This window comes from Stenotrophomonas sp. Ste86 (assembly GCF_024519465.1).
GTDB lineage: Bacteria > Pseudomonadota > Gammaproteobacteria > Xanthomonadales > Xanthomonadaceae > Stenotrophomonas.
In genome coordinates this window covers 62,953-77,035 of sequence record NZ_JALJRW010000010.1, presented here as the reverse complement: position 1 = coordinate 77,035, position 14,083 = coordinate 62,953, and the positions used below count along the sequence as shown (strand labels likewise).

Annotated in this window: 15 protein-coding genes; 8 read left to right on the top strand and 7 right to left on the bottom strand. The window is 66.3% G+C overall.

The features are described 5' to 3' along the window. Positions 1-19: 19 nt before the first annotated feature. Positions 20-1,108 (bottom strand): DUF5694 domain-containing protein, encoded by a 1,089-nt coding sequence (locus NR101_RS10935; RefSeq protein ID WP_256775984.1) that lies wholly within the window; start codon positions 1,106-1,108, stop codon positions 20-22. 132 nt (positions 1,109-1,240) lie between these two features. Next, positions 1,241-2,122, bottom strand: a complete 882-nt coding sequence (locus tag NR101_RS10930) for a LysR family transcriptional regulator (protein WP_256775998.1) — start codon at positions 2,120-2,122, stop codon at positions 1,241-1,243. Positions 2,123-2,239: 117 nt separating this feature from the next. Here NR101_RS10930 and NR101_RS10925 point away from each other — a divergent pair, with 117 nt between their 5' ends. Then, positions 2,240-3,115, top strand: a complete 876-nt coding sequence (locus NR101_RS10925) for an aldo/keto reductase family oxidoreductase (RefSeq protein WP_256775985.1) — start codon at positions 2,240-2,242, stop codon at positions 3,113-3,115. Between the two features lie 24 nt (positions 3,116-3,139). Here the strand turns inward: NR101_RS10925 and NR101_RS10920 are convergent, their stop codons facing one another. Beyond that, complete coding sequence (locus NR101_RS10920) at positions 3,140-3,625, bottom strand: SgcJ/EcaC family oxidoreductase (protein ID WP_256775986.1); 486 nt, start codon at positions 3,623-3,625, stop codon at positions 3,140-3,142. A gap of 165 nt (positions 3,626-3,790) precedes the next feature. Between NR101_RS10920 and NR101_RS10915 the strand changes: the two genes are divergently transcribed. The 7 genes from NR101_RS10915 (at position 3,791) to accC (ending at position 10,005) form a co-directional block, all read left to right on the top strand. Next, entirely contained in the window at positions 3,791-4,654 is an 864-nt protein-coding gene (locus NR101_RS10915) for a hypothetical protein (RefSeq protein WP_256775987.1), read from the top strand. Positions 4,655-4,781: 127 nt separating this feature from the next. Further along, positions 4,782-5,645, top strand: a complete 864-nt coding sequence (locus NR101_RS10910; protein ID WP_256775999.1) for a hypothetical protein — start codon at positions 4,782-4,784, stop codon at positions 5,643-5,645. A gap of 25 nt (positions 5,646-5,670) precedes the next feature. Further along, a complete protein-coding gene (locus NR101_RS10905) occupies positions 5,671-6,996 on the top strand; it encodes an XVIPCD domain-containing protein (protein WP_256775988.1) in 1,326 nt (441 codons plus the stop codon). Positions 6,997-7,212: 216 nt separating this feature from the next. Further along, a complete protein-coding gene (aroQ, locus tag NR101_RS10900; RefSeq protein WP_256775989.1) occupies positions 7,213-7,662 on the top strand; it encodes a type II 3-dehydroquinate dehydratase in 450 nt (149 codons plus the stop codon). A 2-nt stretch (positions 7,663-7,664) separates the two neighbouring features. Beyond that, complete coding sequence (locus tag NR101_RS10895) at positions 7,665-8,081, top strand: lysozyme inhibitor LprI family protein (RefSeq protein WP_256775990.1); 417 nt, start codon at positions 7,665-7,667, stop codon at positions 8,079-8,081. A gap of 54 nt (positions 8,082-8,135) precedes the next feature. Continuing rightward, complete coding sequence (gene accB / locus NR101_RS10890; RefSeq protein ID WP_256775991.1) at positions 8,136-8,627, top strand: acetyl-CoA carboxylase biotin carboxyl carrier protein; 492 nt, start codon at positions 8,136-8,138, stop codon at positions 8,625-8,627. A 10-nt stretch (positions 8,628-8,637) separates the two neighbouring features. Continuing rightward, entirely contained in the window at positions 8,638-10,005 is a 1,368-nt protein-coding gene (gene accC / locus NR101_RS10885) for an acetyl-CoA carboxylase biotin carboxylase subunit (protein ID WP_256775992.1), read from the top strand. Positions 10,006-10,745: 740 nt separating this feature from the next. On the opposite strand, the gene NR101_RS10880 is transcribed toward accC, so the two are convergent. The 4 genes from NR101_RS10880 to NR101_RS10865 all read right to left on the bottom strand — a co-directional run bounded on the left by NR101_RS10880 (position 10,746) and on the right by NR101_RS10865 (position 14,033). Further along, entirely contained in the window at positions 10,746-11,795 is a 1,050-nt protein-coding gene (locus tag NR101_RS10880; RefSeq protein ID WP_256776656.1) for a hypothetical protein, read from the bottom strand. A gap of 176 nt (positions 11,796-11,971) precedes the next feature. After that, on the bottom strand, positions 11,972-12,709 hold the full coding sequence (locus NR101_RS10875) for an alpha/beta hydrolase (protein WP_256776657.1): 738 nt from the start codon (positions 12,707-12,709) through the stop codon (positions 11,972-11,974). Continuing rightward, on the bottom strand, positions 12,709-13,080 hold the full coding sequence (locus NR101_RS10870) for a hypothetical protein (protein ID WP_256776658.1): 372 nt from the start codon (positions 13,078-13,080) through the stop codon (positions 12,709-12,711). Before NR101_RS10870 ends, NR101_RS10875 begins: the two co-directional genes overlap by 1 nt. Continuing rightward, complete coding sequence (locus NR101_RS10865) at positions 13,077-14,033, bottom strand: hypothetical protein (protein WP_256776659.1); 957 nt, start codon at positions 14,031-14,033, stop codon at positions 13,077-13,079. Before NR101_RS10865 ends, NR101_RS10870 begins: the two co-directional genes overlap by 4 nt. Positions 14,034-14,083: the final 50 nt, after the last annotated feature.

The following is a 14,083-nucleotide window of genomic DNA, read 5'->3' as shown; positions in this document are numbered from 1 at the left end:
TCGGCTGACAAGCGATACCTCAACGCAGCACCTCCTCGGCATCCATCAGCTGCACGTCGTGCATCAGGTTGAGGTACGCCTCGTAATACGGCTTGTGCGATGCGCCGACGATGGCCAGCATGCGCGTGCCAGGCGTCTGCCCGAGCACGTCGCGGATGTTGGCGACCATGCGCAGGTTGCGGGTTTCCCAGTAACCCACGTAATTGCGCCCGAACCCCTGTGGCGATGGCTCGACCAGGGCCGCGCCGAAGTCGCTGCGGTAGGTCTGCATCGCGCCCTCCGGTGCGTTGTACGCGCGGTAGATCGCCAGCATCCCGTCGGGGGTGTCCAGGCGGGCGTAGAGCGGAATGTCCGCATCGGCGCGGGCCTTCGTGTACGGGTTGTCCCACGCCTTCTGGATGGCTTCACCGGCCGCCGCTTCCACCTCCTTGGGCGAGGTCGCATCGGCGGTGTGGTCATCCACCGCCCACACCCGCTCCAGCCCCAGCCGCGCGGCAAGCGTGGCAGCTACCAGCACGGATTCATCGCGGCGCTGCAGGCGCTTGTCCAGGTAGGCCACCAGTTCATCGGTCAGGCTGTCGGCCGCAATGCGCTGCTGCGGTGCCAGGCGCAACCATTGCACCACCGCCGAGTTGCGTTCACCGGCGGCCAGCCAGAGCGCGGCCAGCCGTCGCCGCTGCGCCGCACTCGGCGTGGACGGCCAGGTTGCCAGCAGCCGCTCGGCTTCGGCGTTTGCGGCCGGCACGTCCAGGCCTGTCGCGCGCTGGGCCGGGCCGGTATCGACGCAATAGCTGCCGACGCTGTCGGCATAACGCGCGGGAGACCGGCGCATGAAGTCGCACTGCAGCCCGGATACCGCTTCGACGGCGATCGCCTCCGGCTTCCATGCGACCAGGCGCGCCAGCAGCGGTTCCAGCTGCGCCGGTGCGAAGGTTTCCGGCAATGCCGACAGGTGCGGCGAGCCCAGCACCAGCACCTCGTTGGGGCGGCCGGCCGGCGGCCCCTTCAACTGCTCCGGGTGAAAGCCGGGTTGATAGGCCGGGCCGGCGGTGAGCGCACTGGCGCTGCACAGGCCAAGGAAGACGATGCTACCGATGTGTTTGATCATGGTGCCTCCGTGCAATGGCCGGTGCCTTGCCTGTCGGCGATGCTGCTCGCGTTACCACGCAATGGGAAGCCCCGTAGGTCATGGCAACCCTTTCCGCGTTTACTGCATCGCGGCGTACGCACCGCAACACGCTCACCCGGCTTGTGCCTTGATGAAATCGATGAAGGCCCTGAGCGGCGGGGGCACAAGGGTTCGGTTGGGGTAGTACAGGAAAGGACCGGGAAATGACTGCCACCACGACTGCAGCACCGGCTCCAGTACACCGGCGCTGAGGGACGGCTGCAGCCAATCTTCGAACAAATGGATGATGCCGCTGCCGGCTGCGGCAGCCGCTACCGCAAGATCGACGCCCCCTCCAATCTCCACCAGCAGTTGCCCGCGCGGGACGATGGTCACCACTTCCCCGCCCCGCTCGAATTCCCATTCGGACACCGCGCCACTGGGAAACCGCCCGCGAATGCAGTCGTGATCGAACAGATCACGCGGGTGCGCAGGCCGCCGGCGACGGTCCAGGTAAGACGGTGCCGCTGCCGTCGCGCTGCGTTGCACCCGCGGCCCGATCGGCATGGCGATCATGTCCTGCTGCAGGCGCTCGCCATAGCGAATGCCGGCATCGCAGCCGGCCGCGATGACGTCAACAAAACTCTCCTGGGTGAGGACCTCCACGCGGATGTCCGGATACGCGGCCATGAAAGGCGGCAGAATCCGCGGCAATACGAGGCGCGCTGCACTGACCGGCACATTGAGCCGCAGCGTTCCTGTCGGCGTGCTGCGGAAGGCACTGATCGCGTCGGTCGCGGTATCCAGCTCCCGCAGGGCCGGCTCGACGCGTGCCAGCAGCACCTTGCCCGCATCGGTGAGTCCCACGCTGCGGGTGGTGCGATTGAGCAGTCTCACGCCGAGCTGCGCTTCGATGCGCTTGACCGCCTCGCTCAGGTGGGACGCGCTAAGGTCGGCCGCTCTGGCCGCTTCGCGGAAGCCCCCTGCCCGCGCCACCAGGACAAAGGCCTGCATATCGCCCAGCCGAGTACTCATTGTTCGCCCTTCCGGACAGCCCGTTCGCTTTATATCGGATTGTCGCACAGCCCGCCCGGGCCTAGATTCTCTCCATCCCCGCCACGAGCTCCCGCCATGACCGATCAGCCCGCTCTGCCCACCTTCACCCTTGGCGATCGTGCCGTTGCCCGCCTTGGATACGGGGCCATGCAGTTGGCAGGGCCCCACGTCTTCGGCCCACCGAAAGACCGCGATGCCGCCGTGCGCGTGCTGCGCGAGGCGGTCGAGCGGGGCGTCAACCATCTGGATACCAGCGATTTCTACGGCCCGCACATCACCAACCAGATCATCCGCGAGGCCCTTCATCCCTATCGCGCGGGGCTGACCATCGCAACCAAAGTGGGCGCCAGGCGCGGTGCCGAGGGCCAGTGGCTGCCGACGATGTCCGCCGCCGAACTCACCCGCGCCGTGCATGACAACCTGCGCAACCTGGGCCTGGAGGTGCTGGACGTGGTCAACCTGCGCTGCATGTTCAACGTCATGGCCCCGGCCGAGGGTTCGATCGCGCCCTCTCTCACGGTGCTGGCCGAGTTGCAGCAGCGCGGCCTCATCCGCCATATCGGTCTGAGCAACGTCACCGCCACCCAAGTTGCGGAGGGGCGCGCGCTCTGCGACATCGCCTGCGTGCAGAACCAGTACAACCTGGTGCATCGCAACGACGATGCCCTGGTGGATGCGCTGGCGCGGGATGGCATCGCCTACGTGCCGTTCTTCCCGCTGGGCGGCTTCAGCCCGTTGCAGTCCACGGCGCTATCGACCATCGCAGCGAAACTGCACGCTACCCCGATGCAGGTAGCGCTGGCGTGGCTGCTGCGCCGTTCGCCCAACATCCTGCTCATCCCGGGGACCTCGTCGGTGGATCACCTGCGCGAGAACATGGCATCGGCAGACCTTGTTCTCGACGACGGGGACATCACCGCGCTGGATGCCGTCGCGCGGATGCAGGGCTGACAGCCGTCGGCAGCGCCGCAGACGTCACTCCACGCCTGCGCGTTTCTCCGCCGCGTTCAGATTGTCCATGTCCGAGAAGATCTTCCACGGCTGGCCGGGCATGCGCTGCAATGTCAGCGTGAACTTCCCCACCTCGCCGCCTGCGCCGTAGCGGTATGCACCGATGATGTACCCGGTGGTGGCGTCGGTGGAATAGGCCAGGGCACGCAGTTGCAATGGCCCGCCACCTTTTCCCTTGAACCCTGCCTCGTAGGCCGCGCGGATGGCCTGCTGACCGCGGATCGGAGGGCGATGGTTCTGCAGCACGAAACCGTCCTCGGCGAACAGCGCTGCAAGCGCGGCCGCATCGCCTGCCCGCCACGCATGCTCATAGTCGCGCAGCAATCGATCCAGCGGCGATGGCAGCGCGGCGTCGGAAAGGTGGGCAGGCACCGGGACGTCCTGCGCACGCGTCGGCCCGCCCAACAGGGCGAAACTGAGAAACAGCCACGAAAGCGTTGAACCGCGCATTGGTCATGATCTCCCGACACTGTCGATGGTTTGAATCGAAACGATTTATCGGTCGGGCGCCGCATCGCCAGCGTTGCTCCGGCGGCGCCGCCACCCGGCTTCATGGCTGGTCCGTGGCGCACAGGTTACCTATAGTTGGCGCCACACCAAGCAATGGAATGCTCAATGCGCGTAATGTCATCCGGGCGGTGCCTGGCACTTGCGCTCGCCGTCGCGGTGACCGCCACGGCCTGCACGCGTCCGCCGTCCACCGGCCAGGCGCCGCATGGAACGGTGCCCGGGGCTACGCAGATTGGCCGCACCATCAACGGCCATACCTATTCCGATGCGCCGGTGGATGTGAAGCTGGGGCCGACGACCTTCCGCATTCCCGCCAATTACCTGGACAGCCAGATTGCACCATGGCCCGGCGAAGGCGTCACGCTTGTCATTGAATGGCCCGATATGACGCCGACGCCGCCGGGTGCGCGTGCGAATCCGCGGACGAATGATTTCCGGAAGGAGATTGCGGTGTCGATCAACTACATCGATAGAATTCCCATGGAGACATCCCTGTCGCGGCTTTCCTCCAACGAAGCCGTTACCGAAGCCGAATCGGTGGAGCGTCGCGATCCAAGGGAGCGTCTCGACCTTCGCGTAGCCGGGTCAAAGACGTTGGAACTGACGCCCTACGCCGTCGACGACGTGAAGATGAGCGCTTACTCGAAGGATTATGAAGCGCGCTACGGGAAGCCGCCTGTTCGCAATCCCACTTATGAGGATGACTGGTACGTTGCACGCGGCCCGGAGGGTGAGCTCACCACTTTCATCAAGTGTGAGAGCAGAGCTTTCCGCGGCGACGGCGTTCGCCTGGAAGGCAGCCACGTCATCAGCGAGGAAGGAAGCGTTGCGGCCGGCTGTTTCCACTATTTTTCAGACATCGAAAACAAGCTTTCCATCACCTTGAACTACAAACGCGCTTTCTTGAAGGACTGGAAGCGTATGGAGGGCGCAGTACGGAACGTACTGGAAAGCACCAAGGCCAATTGACAACGCTAGCCTCAGGGGTCCAATGCGTCAGCGCGCGAGTGATGTGGCCATGACCCTGAATCCGTCGCTGTCCCATGACGGTCCGTTTGCCTATAGTTGGCTCCAAACCAAGCAATGGACTGTCCCCATGCGCGTGATGAGATCCGGGTCGTGCCTGACGCTGGCGCTTGCCGTTGCTGTCAGCGCCTGCGCGTGCGCAAGGACGCCGCCCACCGAACAGAAAGGGAGTTCAGCCATGTCGGAACCTGCACATACCGGTAGAACCATCAACGGCCATACCTATTCCGATGCGCCAGTGGATGTGAAGCTGGGCCCCACTACCTTCCGCATTCCAGCCAACTACCTGGACAGCCAAATTGCGCCGTGGCCAGGCGAAGGCGTGACCCTTGTCATTGAATGGCCGGATATGACGCCAACGCCGCCGGGGGCGCGGGCGAATCCACGGACGAACGATTTCCGAAAAGAGATCTCGGTTCGCATCGTCCATATCGATCGTGTACCGATCGAGACGTCATTGAAGCGGCTGTCCTCGAATGAGGCCATCACCCGCGACACGTCGCTGGAGCGGCGGGACCCGAGGGACCGCCTCGACATGCGTGTTGCGCAGCCAGAAACCTTCGGACTTACGCCCTACGCCATCGATGACTCGAAAATGGCGGCGTACACGAAAGAACACCTTGAACATTACGGGACGCTGCCTGTCCGCAATCCGGCGTATGAGCGCGATTGGTACATCGCGCAGGATGCGGCGGGTAATCTGACGACATTCATAAAGTGCGACAGTACCGCGTTCCGCGGCGATGGCGTGCAGTTGGTCGGCAATCAGGTCGTCGAAGATGACACTCCGGTCGCCGCCGGCTGCGTCCACTACTTCTCGGATATCGAGGACAGCCTCTCAATTACGCTCGATTACAAGAGGGCTTTCTTAAAAGATTGGAAGCGCATGGAAGATGCAGTGAGGGCGATCCTGGCACGCAGCAAGGCCAGGTAATCCTCGGTCTGACAGGGAGCAGGACATGAGTGGATTGAATCAGCAGGACCTTGAGATCCTGACCAGCTACGCGAAGGCCGGCAACCGCGAGTTGTACTGGAACTATCTTTCCCAGTTGCCGGGTGCCGATGGGTACGGAACACTGGCACTTGGCGTGGTTCGTAACGACAGCCTTCCGGGCCGGGTGGCGAACGGCTATGCCCAGGAGCACGCCAGGACGCAGCACGACACCGGCTCGCGTTTTCCCAACGCCGAGCTGAGCGAGCGGCAGTGGGAGTCGTTCGGGCAGACCCTGCTTCTGAGGGACCTGGAGGCGCGCCAATCCTGGATGAGTCAACAGCGCGCGGACCTGGCACTCAACCTGCCGGGTGCGGACGTCATGGTCGCGCACGATCGCGCATTCGAGCAGCATCGCCTCGACCCCAACTGCTGGACACCCCGTGTGCTGCTGCAGGCCGCGTTGGAAAAGAGTGGGCCCCAGAAGCTGGAGCAGATCTGGTCGAACATGCTCGACAACGACTACCTCGGCGGCCCTCGCGTGCGCGACACCAGCGTTGACGCGATTCAGCAGATGGGTTGGGTAGCCGGCGGCGCGTATCTGGGCAGGCTGACCGCACATGAGGTTACGCAGGCCCTCGAAGGCCGCGCCTCGGTCGACCCCAATGTCATCGGCGGCAACAGCGCCTACGCGATGTACTTCGAACGCGACCAGAAGTGGGTCAACGTGAGCAGCGGCGGCGGTCACCTGTCCATGCGGGAGGAAACCCGCCCCCATCGCATCGCCGAACTCGATGATGCACGCGAGGTGCGCCTGGAGCGGCAGCACAAAGCCACCCAGTTCCATGCCGATGACCCCTACCGCAGCATCACCCGCAGTCCGCTGACCGCGTCGATTGACGGCGTCCCGGGTGAGCGGCACCCGCCGACCCGGCTGGCCGACATCGGCCCGGGCCACCCCGAGTACGGCTTGCTGCAGCAGGTTCGCCAGGGCGTGGCCGCCCTCGATGCGCAGGCCGGCCGCGCGCCCGATGAGAGCAGCGAGCGTCTGACCGCCAGCGTGATGGCCCTGGCCCGCCAGAGCAATCTGGAGCGGGCCGACCACATCGTGCTGAGCGTGCAGACGGCAGACAGCGCTGCCGGGCGCACGGTCTTCGTGGTGCAGGGCGACCTGAACGACCCTGCGCACCGCCGCGCATCCATGCCCACCGACGTGGCCGTGCAGACGCCGGTGGCGCAATCACTGCAGCAGTTGGAGGTGGCCAGTGCGGAGCGCCAGCAGGCGGCCGTGCAGGTCCTGGAGCAGCAGCAGGACGCCCCGGCCCGCGAGAATCCGGCGGTACGCATGGGGTAGCCGCTTCCAGAGCGAGGCGTTGGCCGGCCGTCACAATCCCCCTGCCGGCGGCCGGTCCCACCTGTCCCGCCAAGCCACGCGATCCGGTCAACACGCCGCCGCCCCAAGCTTCCCACGCAAAATTCAAACGTTCGCTTGAAACACGCGTAACTTCGCCGAACTGGACACGATCAGCCGGTTCCGCCAGACTTCGCCCTTTCCTGCTTCGTGGCACCCATGGCGAAACTGCTGGTCCTGCATGGCCCCAACCTCAACCTGCTCGGCACACGCGAGCCGGGGGTGTATGGGCACACCACGCTGGCGCAGATCGACCAGGCCCTGCTGGCCCAGGCGCAGGCCGCCGGGCACGCGGTGGAGAGCCTGCAGTCCAATGCCGAACATAGCCTGGTGGACCGGGTGCAGGCCGCCCGTGAAGACGGCACCGCTTTCATCCTGATCAACCCGGCCGCGTTCACCCACACCTCGGTGGCCCTGCGCGATGCGCTGGCTGCGGTGGACGTGCCGTTCATCGAGATCCATCTGTCCAACCCGCATGCACGCGAGCCGTTCCGCCAGCACAGCTATTTCAGCGACAAGGCGGTCGGGGTGATCTGCGGCTTCGGCGCGGACAGCTATCGCTATGCGATGGATGCGGCCCTGACCCGGCTGGCGGCCACCACCGCGTGACCATGCCGCGCGTCCTCGCCAGCGTCATGCTGTGGGGCGGCCTGTGCGGCGCGGCCCTGGCCGCCGATCGCAGCGCCGAGGGCATCGACTGCGCGCAGCCCAGCGGCACGATGGAGAGCGACCTGTGCGCCTCCGACGTGGCCAGCGACGCCGATACCGAACTCAACAAGGTCTACGCCCAGGCGCGCCTGCAGCTGCGCACGCAAGCCGCCGAAGGCGCCTGTACGCACTGCACCGATGCCGAAAGGCAACTGGTGCTGGCCCAGCGCGCATGGATCCAGCTGCGCAGCCACGACTGCGACGCGGTGTATGCCTTCCATGCCGATGGCACCTCCCGCAATGGCGCGCAGATGCGCTGCCTGACCACACACGCCAACGACCGCATCGCCCAACTGCGTAGTTTCTACGAATTGCGTTGACCCGAGCGCAACGCGCTTCCCACCACACTGACACCACGAGCTAAAGAGGCCCCTATGGATCTCCGCAAAATCAAGAAGCTGATCGACCTGCTGGAAGAGTCGAACCTCGCCGAAATCGAAATCAAGGAAGGCGAAGAGTCCGTGCGTCTGTCGCGCGCGCCCGTATCCGGCTACGGCATGATGCAGGCCCCGCAGATGATGATGGCCCCGGCACCGGTCCAGGCCGCTGCGGCCGCCCCGGCGATGCCGATGCAGTCGCCCACCGAAGCCTCCACCGGCGGCACCGCCAAGGCCGGCAATGCCCTGCCGGACGGCCACGTGCTGCGTGCGCCGATGGTCGGCACGTTCTATTCCTCGTCCTCGCCGGACAAGCCGGCCTTCGTGTCGGTCGGCCAGGCCGTCAAGGCCGGCGAAACGCTGGCGATCATCGAAGCGATGAAAATGTTCAACCCGATCGAGGCCGATGTTTCCGGCACCATCGTCGCCATCCTGGGCGAAAACGGCCAGCCGGTCGAATTCGACCAGCCGCTGTTCGTGATCGGCTAAGGATCCGTCCATGCTCGACAAAGTCGTTATTGCCAACCGAGGGGAGATCGCGCTGCGCATCCTGCGCGCGTGCCACACCCTGGGCATCCGCACGGTCGCCGTGCATTCCACGGTCGACCGCAACCTCAAGCACGTGGCCATGGCCGACGAGTCGGTCTGTATCGGTCCGGCACCGTCCTCGGAGAGCTACCTCAACATCCCGGCGCTGATCGCCGCGGCCGAAGTCACCGACGCCCAGGCCATCCACCCGGGCTACGGTTTCCTGTCGGAGAACGCCGACTTCGCCGAGCGCGTGGAAGAATCCGGCTTCATCTTCATCGGCCCCAAGGCCGACACCATCCGCCTGATGGGCGACAAGGTGGAAGCAATCCGCGCGATGAAGGCCGCCGGCGTGCCGTGCGTGCCCGGCTCGGGCGGCCCGCTCACCGACGACATCGTGGCCAACACCAAGATCGCCCGTGAGATCGGCTATCCGGTCATCATCAAGGCATCCGGCGGTGGCGGCGGTCGTGGCATGCGCGTGGTGCATGCCGAGGCGTCGCTGAAGGCGGCCATCGAGACCACCAAGTCCGAAGCCAAGGCTGCTTTCAGCAACGATCAGGTCTACATGGAGAAGTTCCTGGAGAATCCGCGCCACGTGGAAATCCAGGTCCTCGCCGACGGCCAGGGCAACGCCATCCACCTCGGTGAACGCGACTGCTCGATGCAGCGCCGCCACCAGAAGGTGGTGGAAGAAGCGCCGGCCCCGGGCATCAGTGCGGAGATGCGCGAGCAGATCGGCAAGGTGTGCGTGGAAGCGTGCATCCGCATCGGTTATCGCGGCGCGGGCACCTTCGAGTTCCTGTTCGAAGACGGCCGTTTCTACTTCATCGAAATGAACACCCGCGTGCAGGTGGAACATCCGGTGACGGAGATGGTGACCGGTATCGATCTGGTCTGCGAACAGCTGCGCATCGCCGCCGGCCAGAAGCTGACCATCAAGCAGAGCGACGTGGTGCTGACCGGCCACGCGATCGAATGCCGCATCAACGCCGAAGATGCTGAAACCTTCGTGCCGAGCCCGGGCCAGATCACCGCCTTCCATCCGCCCGGTGGTCCCGGCGTGCGCGTGGATACCCACATCTACAGTGGCTACCGCGTACCGCCGAACTACGATTCGATGATCGGCAAGCTGATCGTGCACGGCCCGGACCGCGAGACCGCGATCGCGCGGATGCGCGTGGCGCTGAGCGAGATGGTGGTGGACGGGATCAAGACCAACGTCGCGCTGCAGCAGCGGATCATGCGCGACAAGGGTTTCCAGGCCGGTGGGCAGAACATCCACTACCTGGAAAAGCGCTTGGCCGAACGCAAGAACAAGTCGATTGCATTGACTTGATTTAGCAGTAACGGTGGCATAGCAGAAAGGCGGGGATATCCCCGCCTTTTTGTTTGGTTCTTCGCCCATGCGCGGGGCACGCACGAAAGCACGCCCTTAGTGTTTTCCCGCGCGGGGGTCGGTGGGTCGGGCGCTGTGGCCCCATGCCCTTTCCGGCGAATGTCCCCCGGCGTCGGCCTGCGGCCGCCCCCTCCTCCTTTATTTCGCCTCCAAGGGCATGGGGCCACAGCGCCCGACCCACCGACCAGCGCCAGAAAAGCCTAGTCTCCACCTGCGCACCGCGAGCCGAGCCCCGTAGCGGCCGGTAGGCTCCTGGGCAAAATCAAGGAGGAGGCCGCCCCGCGGCCGGGGGACATTTGCACCAGGGGCCTACCGGCCGCTACGGGGCCCTGACGCTCGCGACAGATCTGGGCGAAGACAAAGCCCGATCCACCGCGACCGGCCCTGCCCGTCCAAACGCGTAGCGTTGTTCTCACCCTGCAACGGCGCTTGCAACAAGACGCTCCCCTCAGAGGGGGGAAGCACCTTCTATTCGCCTGTTTGAAACGACACCGGGCCGCACGATGGCGGCCCGGCGGTACTTCTTGCCCGGCGGGTATCGACCGTCGGTCGATACCCGTTATCCGGCGCGCGCTACGTCAGCGCAGCAGCGCGATCAGCAGCAGGATCGGGATCGGAATGCCCAGGAACCACAGCAGCAGATACTTCATCGTGAATTCTCCTCGTTGAACGTTGGGGGCTTACAGGTCGCGACGGCGACCGCCCCAGGTGGCAAACAGGCTGGCGCTGAAGGCACCGATCAGCAGCGTGATGAACAGCCACAGCGCGGCATACGCGGTCGCCTTGCGGGCATCATCGGCGGCCTGCTTCGCGTCGGCCTTGGCCTTGTCCAGCGTGGCGCGCAGACGGGTCTGCATGTCGGTCACGCGGGCCTGCGCTTCAGCCTGGCTCATGCCGGTCTGGTTGGCCACCAGCTGGGCCAGGTACTGGGTGTCGGCCGGGTCCATGGTGCCGGACTTGAGGCTGTTGACCACGATCCGGTTGACCTCGGCGCGGACGTCACCGCCACGGCCCGGACCCGGGCCGCGCTCGCCACCCGGCATCGGGCGCGGCGGCGGCGGCATGACGCCGGCTTGCGGTGCAGCCGGCGCAGCAGCCGGATCACCCGGCGGCGGCGCCATCGGCGCGGCCGGTGCGCTCGGGTTGGCGCGGAACAGGCCGTCCACCCAGTACTGCAGGTCGCCGTTGTTGTCGCCCATCGCGGCAGGACCGGCGGCCGCAGCCAGGCCACCGGCGGTGGTCGCCGCCGCGCCAGCGGTGGCACCGGCCACCTTGGCGCCGGCACCGATCACCCCACCGATGGCCGTGGTGAGCAGGCCCGCGGTCAGCAGCGTCGCCACGGCCCACGACAGGAAACCATGCGCGGTGTCGCGGAAGTAGGTCTCATCGCCGTGCAGGTTGCTCCACTTGTTGCGCAGGCGCCCGGCGATATAGCCGCCCAGGCCCGACGCTGCGATGGCGGTGACGGTCAGCCACGCGATGCTGGACCAACCGAACGTTTCCTTCGACACGCCTTCATACGCCCACGGCGATACCGAGGACAGTCCCAGGCCAACGCCGAGGATCAGCAGGACCAGTGACAGCGCCGCAGCAGCGGCGGCACCGGCGAAGATGGCGCCCCACGAGACGGCGTGGTCATGCGCGGGTGCGATCACCGGCGGGGGGGTGACCACGGCGACAGTCGCGGTGGCCAAGGGATCTTGGGAGGCGTAATCGCCACGGGTATTCATTCGACAGGTTCTCCGGCACGTGCGCTGCGGATGCAGCCAACACCCGCAGGCTGCGCGTCGCACCGTGAAATACCCGAGAGCCATAAGCGAAGGCCGCGTGGACATGGCCGCCACGCGCCGATCACACCGATGCGGCGGCAGTCCGTGACCACAGGGTGGTACGGCAAGCCGCACCCTCAATCGATGTCGTAAACGCCCCGCATGAAGCCTGCGATTACCGCAGCCGCCGCTTCCGGGCGCGCCTGCAGCATCAGATGCGGCCCGTCCAGCCGCGTAGTGGCCTGCGCCGGCAACATCGCCGACAGGTGGCGCTGGCAGCGCGCAGGCAGAAGACGATCGTGCGCGGCGTGCAGGCACAGGGTGGGCAGGTCCACCGCGCGTGCCTGCGCGGCGACATCCACGCCCAGTGCCGCCGCCGCACGCACGCGCAACACCTGTGGGTGCACCCGCGCCAGCGCCGCCTGCAACGCGGCCCGCAGGGCCGGGCTGCCCCAGCGCCCGAACAACAGCCACGACAATGCCGGCATCGGCAACGCACGCACCGGCGCCCGGTACAACACCGCTTGCAGCCGGCGCAGCGCAAGCCAGGGCGAGCGCGCGAACGTGGTGGACAGAATCAGGCCGCGCAACCGCGGCGGGGGTGCCGCGGCGATCACCAGCGCCAGCGGGCCCGAGAACGACTCACCGAGCAGCACGTAGTCGCCGTCGGTCGGCAGCGCCTGGCGGACGACGTCTGACAGCGCGGCGTAATCCAGCGCGCGATCCACCGGGTAGGCAATCACCGTCACCACGACGCCCATCCGCGCCATCGCGGCGGTAAACGCGACGTGCTGGGTGCCGGTCGCATCCAGGCCCGGCAGCAGCACCAGCCGCAACGGGCGCGGGGTATCCACGCCCGCCGCAGCGTCGCGCATCAGCGCGCGACGTCGGCCGCGGTGACCTGGCTGTTTTTGACCGGCGCCACACCCAGCGATGAGGTCGGATCGACGATCACCATCGTCTCGGTGGAGCCATCGGGCCAGACCACCTGGAACGTGCTGCCCGCCGGCAGCGAGGCAAACGGCATGCCGCTCTGCGCGCGGTACACCGCAGCTACCTGGCTGGCACCGGCGCGGCGCACGTCTTCGGTGGCCTTGACCGAGGTCAGCTTCACCTTGGACAGGCTGCGATAGCGGTCTTCATAGGTATCGATCATCACCAGGCCGACCGCCCCGGCAGAGTAGGCCACGAACAACGCCACCCAGAACCAGAACTTGGCACCATGCAGGAATCGACGGTAATTCATCGCCCGTTCCTCTGCTTGATCAGCATTTCAACCAACGTCTTCATTTTCCCCGCACCTTGCCGCGATACCGCAGCGTCATACACGAAAGTGGCAAAGTCCTGCCCACCGTCCTGCGAACAGATCCCTCCGTTCGCGCAGAAATTGTTCATCAACACACTGTCCGGCCCGCACGCCATGCCCAGCTCGCACGCGGCCAGGCGCCAGGCCAGTTCACTGAACTGGTCGCCGGCCACCAGCCCGTCCAGCGCGCGATCGCCACTGGCGCGCTGGCCCATGCCGGTGGACAGCGCCATGTAGGCTTCCGGATCACGCGAATCCATCACCCGCTCGACCAGCCCACGGCGGTAGGTCGGGCTGTTCTCCAGCGGCTGGCCTTCGGCGAAAAGCGACGCCTCGGCGGCGAGATTGCCGGCCTTGGCCGCCTGCACGCGCTGGGCCAGGATCAACTGGCGGCCCAGGCCGTCGCTGCTGACAAAGCCGCCGCAGCGCCGCGCGACCCGCTCGCGGGCCTGCACCATGGTCGGTGAAGCGGTCATGCCCATGCCGGTCAGCAGCGCGTTGTCCAACTGGTAACCGCCGGGATCCATCGCGTAGGTCGCGCAGTAGTCGTAGACACGGCTGACCATCCACGCCGCCTCGGCGTTGCCGTTGCCCGCCTGCAGTTGCAGGCGCTGGGCGTAGGCGTAAAGGTCGGTGTCGCCTTCGATGTCGGCGCGGATGTCCAGCGGCAGGCCCGAGGCGATGGTGGTGCCGCGCTCGATCGACAGCAACTGGCGCGCCAGCTGCTGTGCCTGCACCGGCGCCGCGGCCACCTGCGTGACCGGCACCTCATCCACGGCGTTGCCTGCCTCGCCCGGGCGCACATGACCACCGGCGCGATAGCCCACCACCCCCAGCAACGCCAGGGCCGGTACGACCAGCAACCAGGTTTTGAGGGTAGGCACGAGGGCCATGCGCGGGACCGGAGGTTGCCGGCAGGGCAACGGGAAGCCAAGTCTAGCAA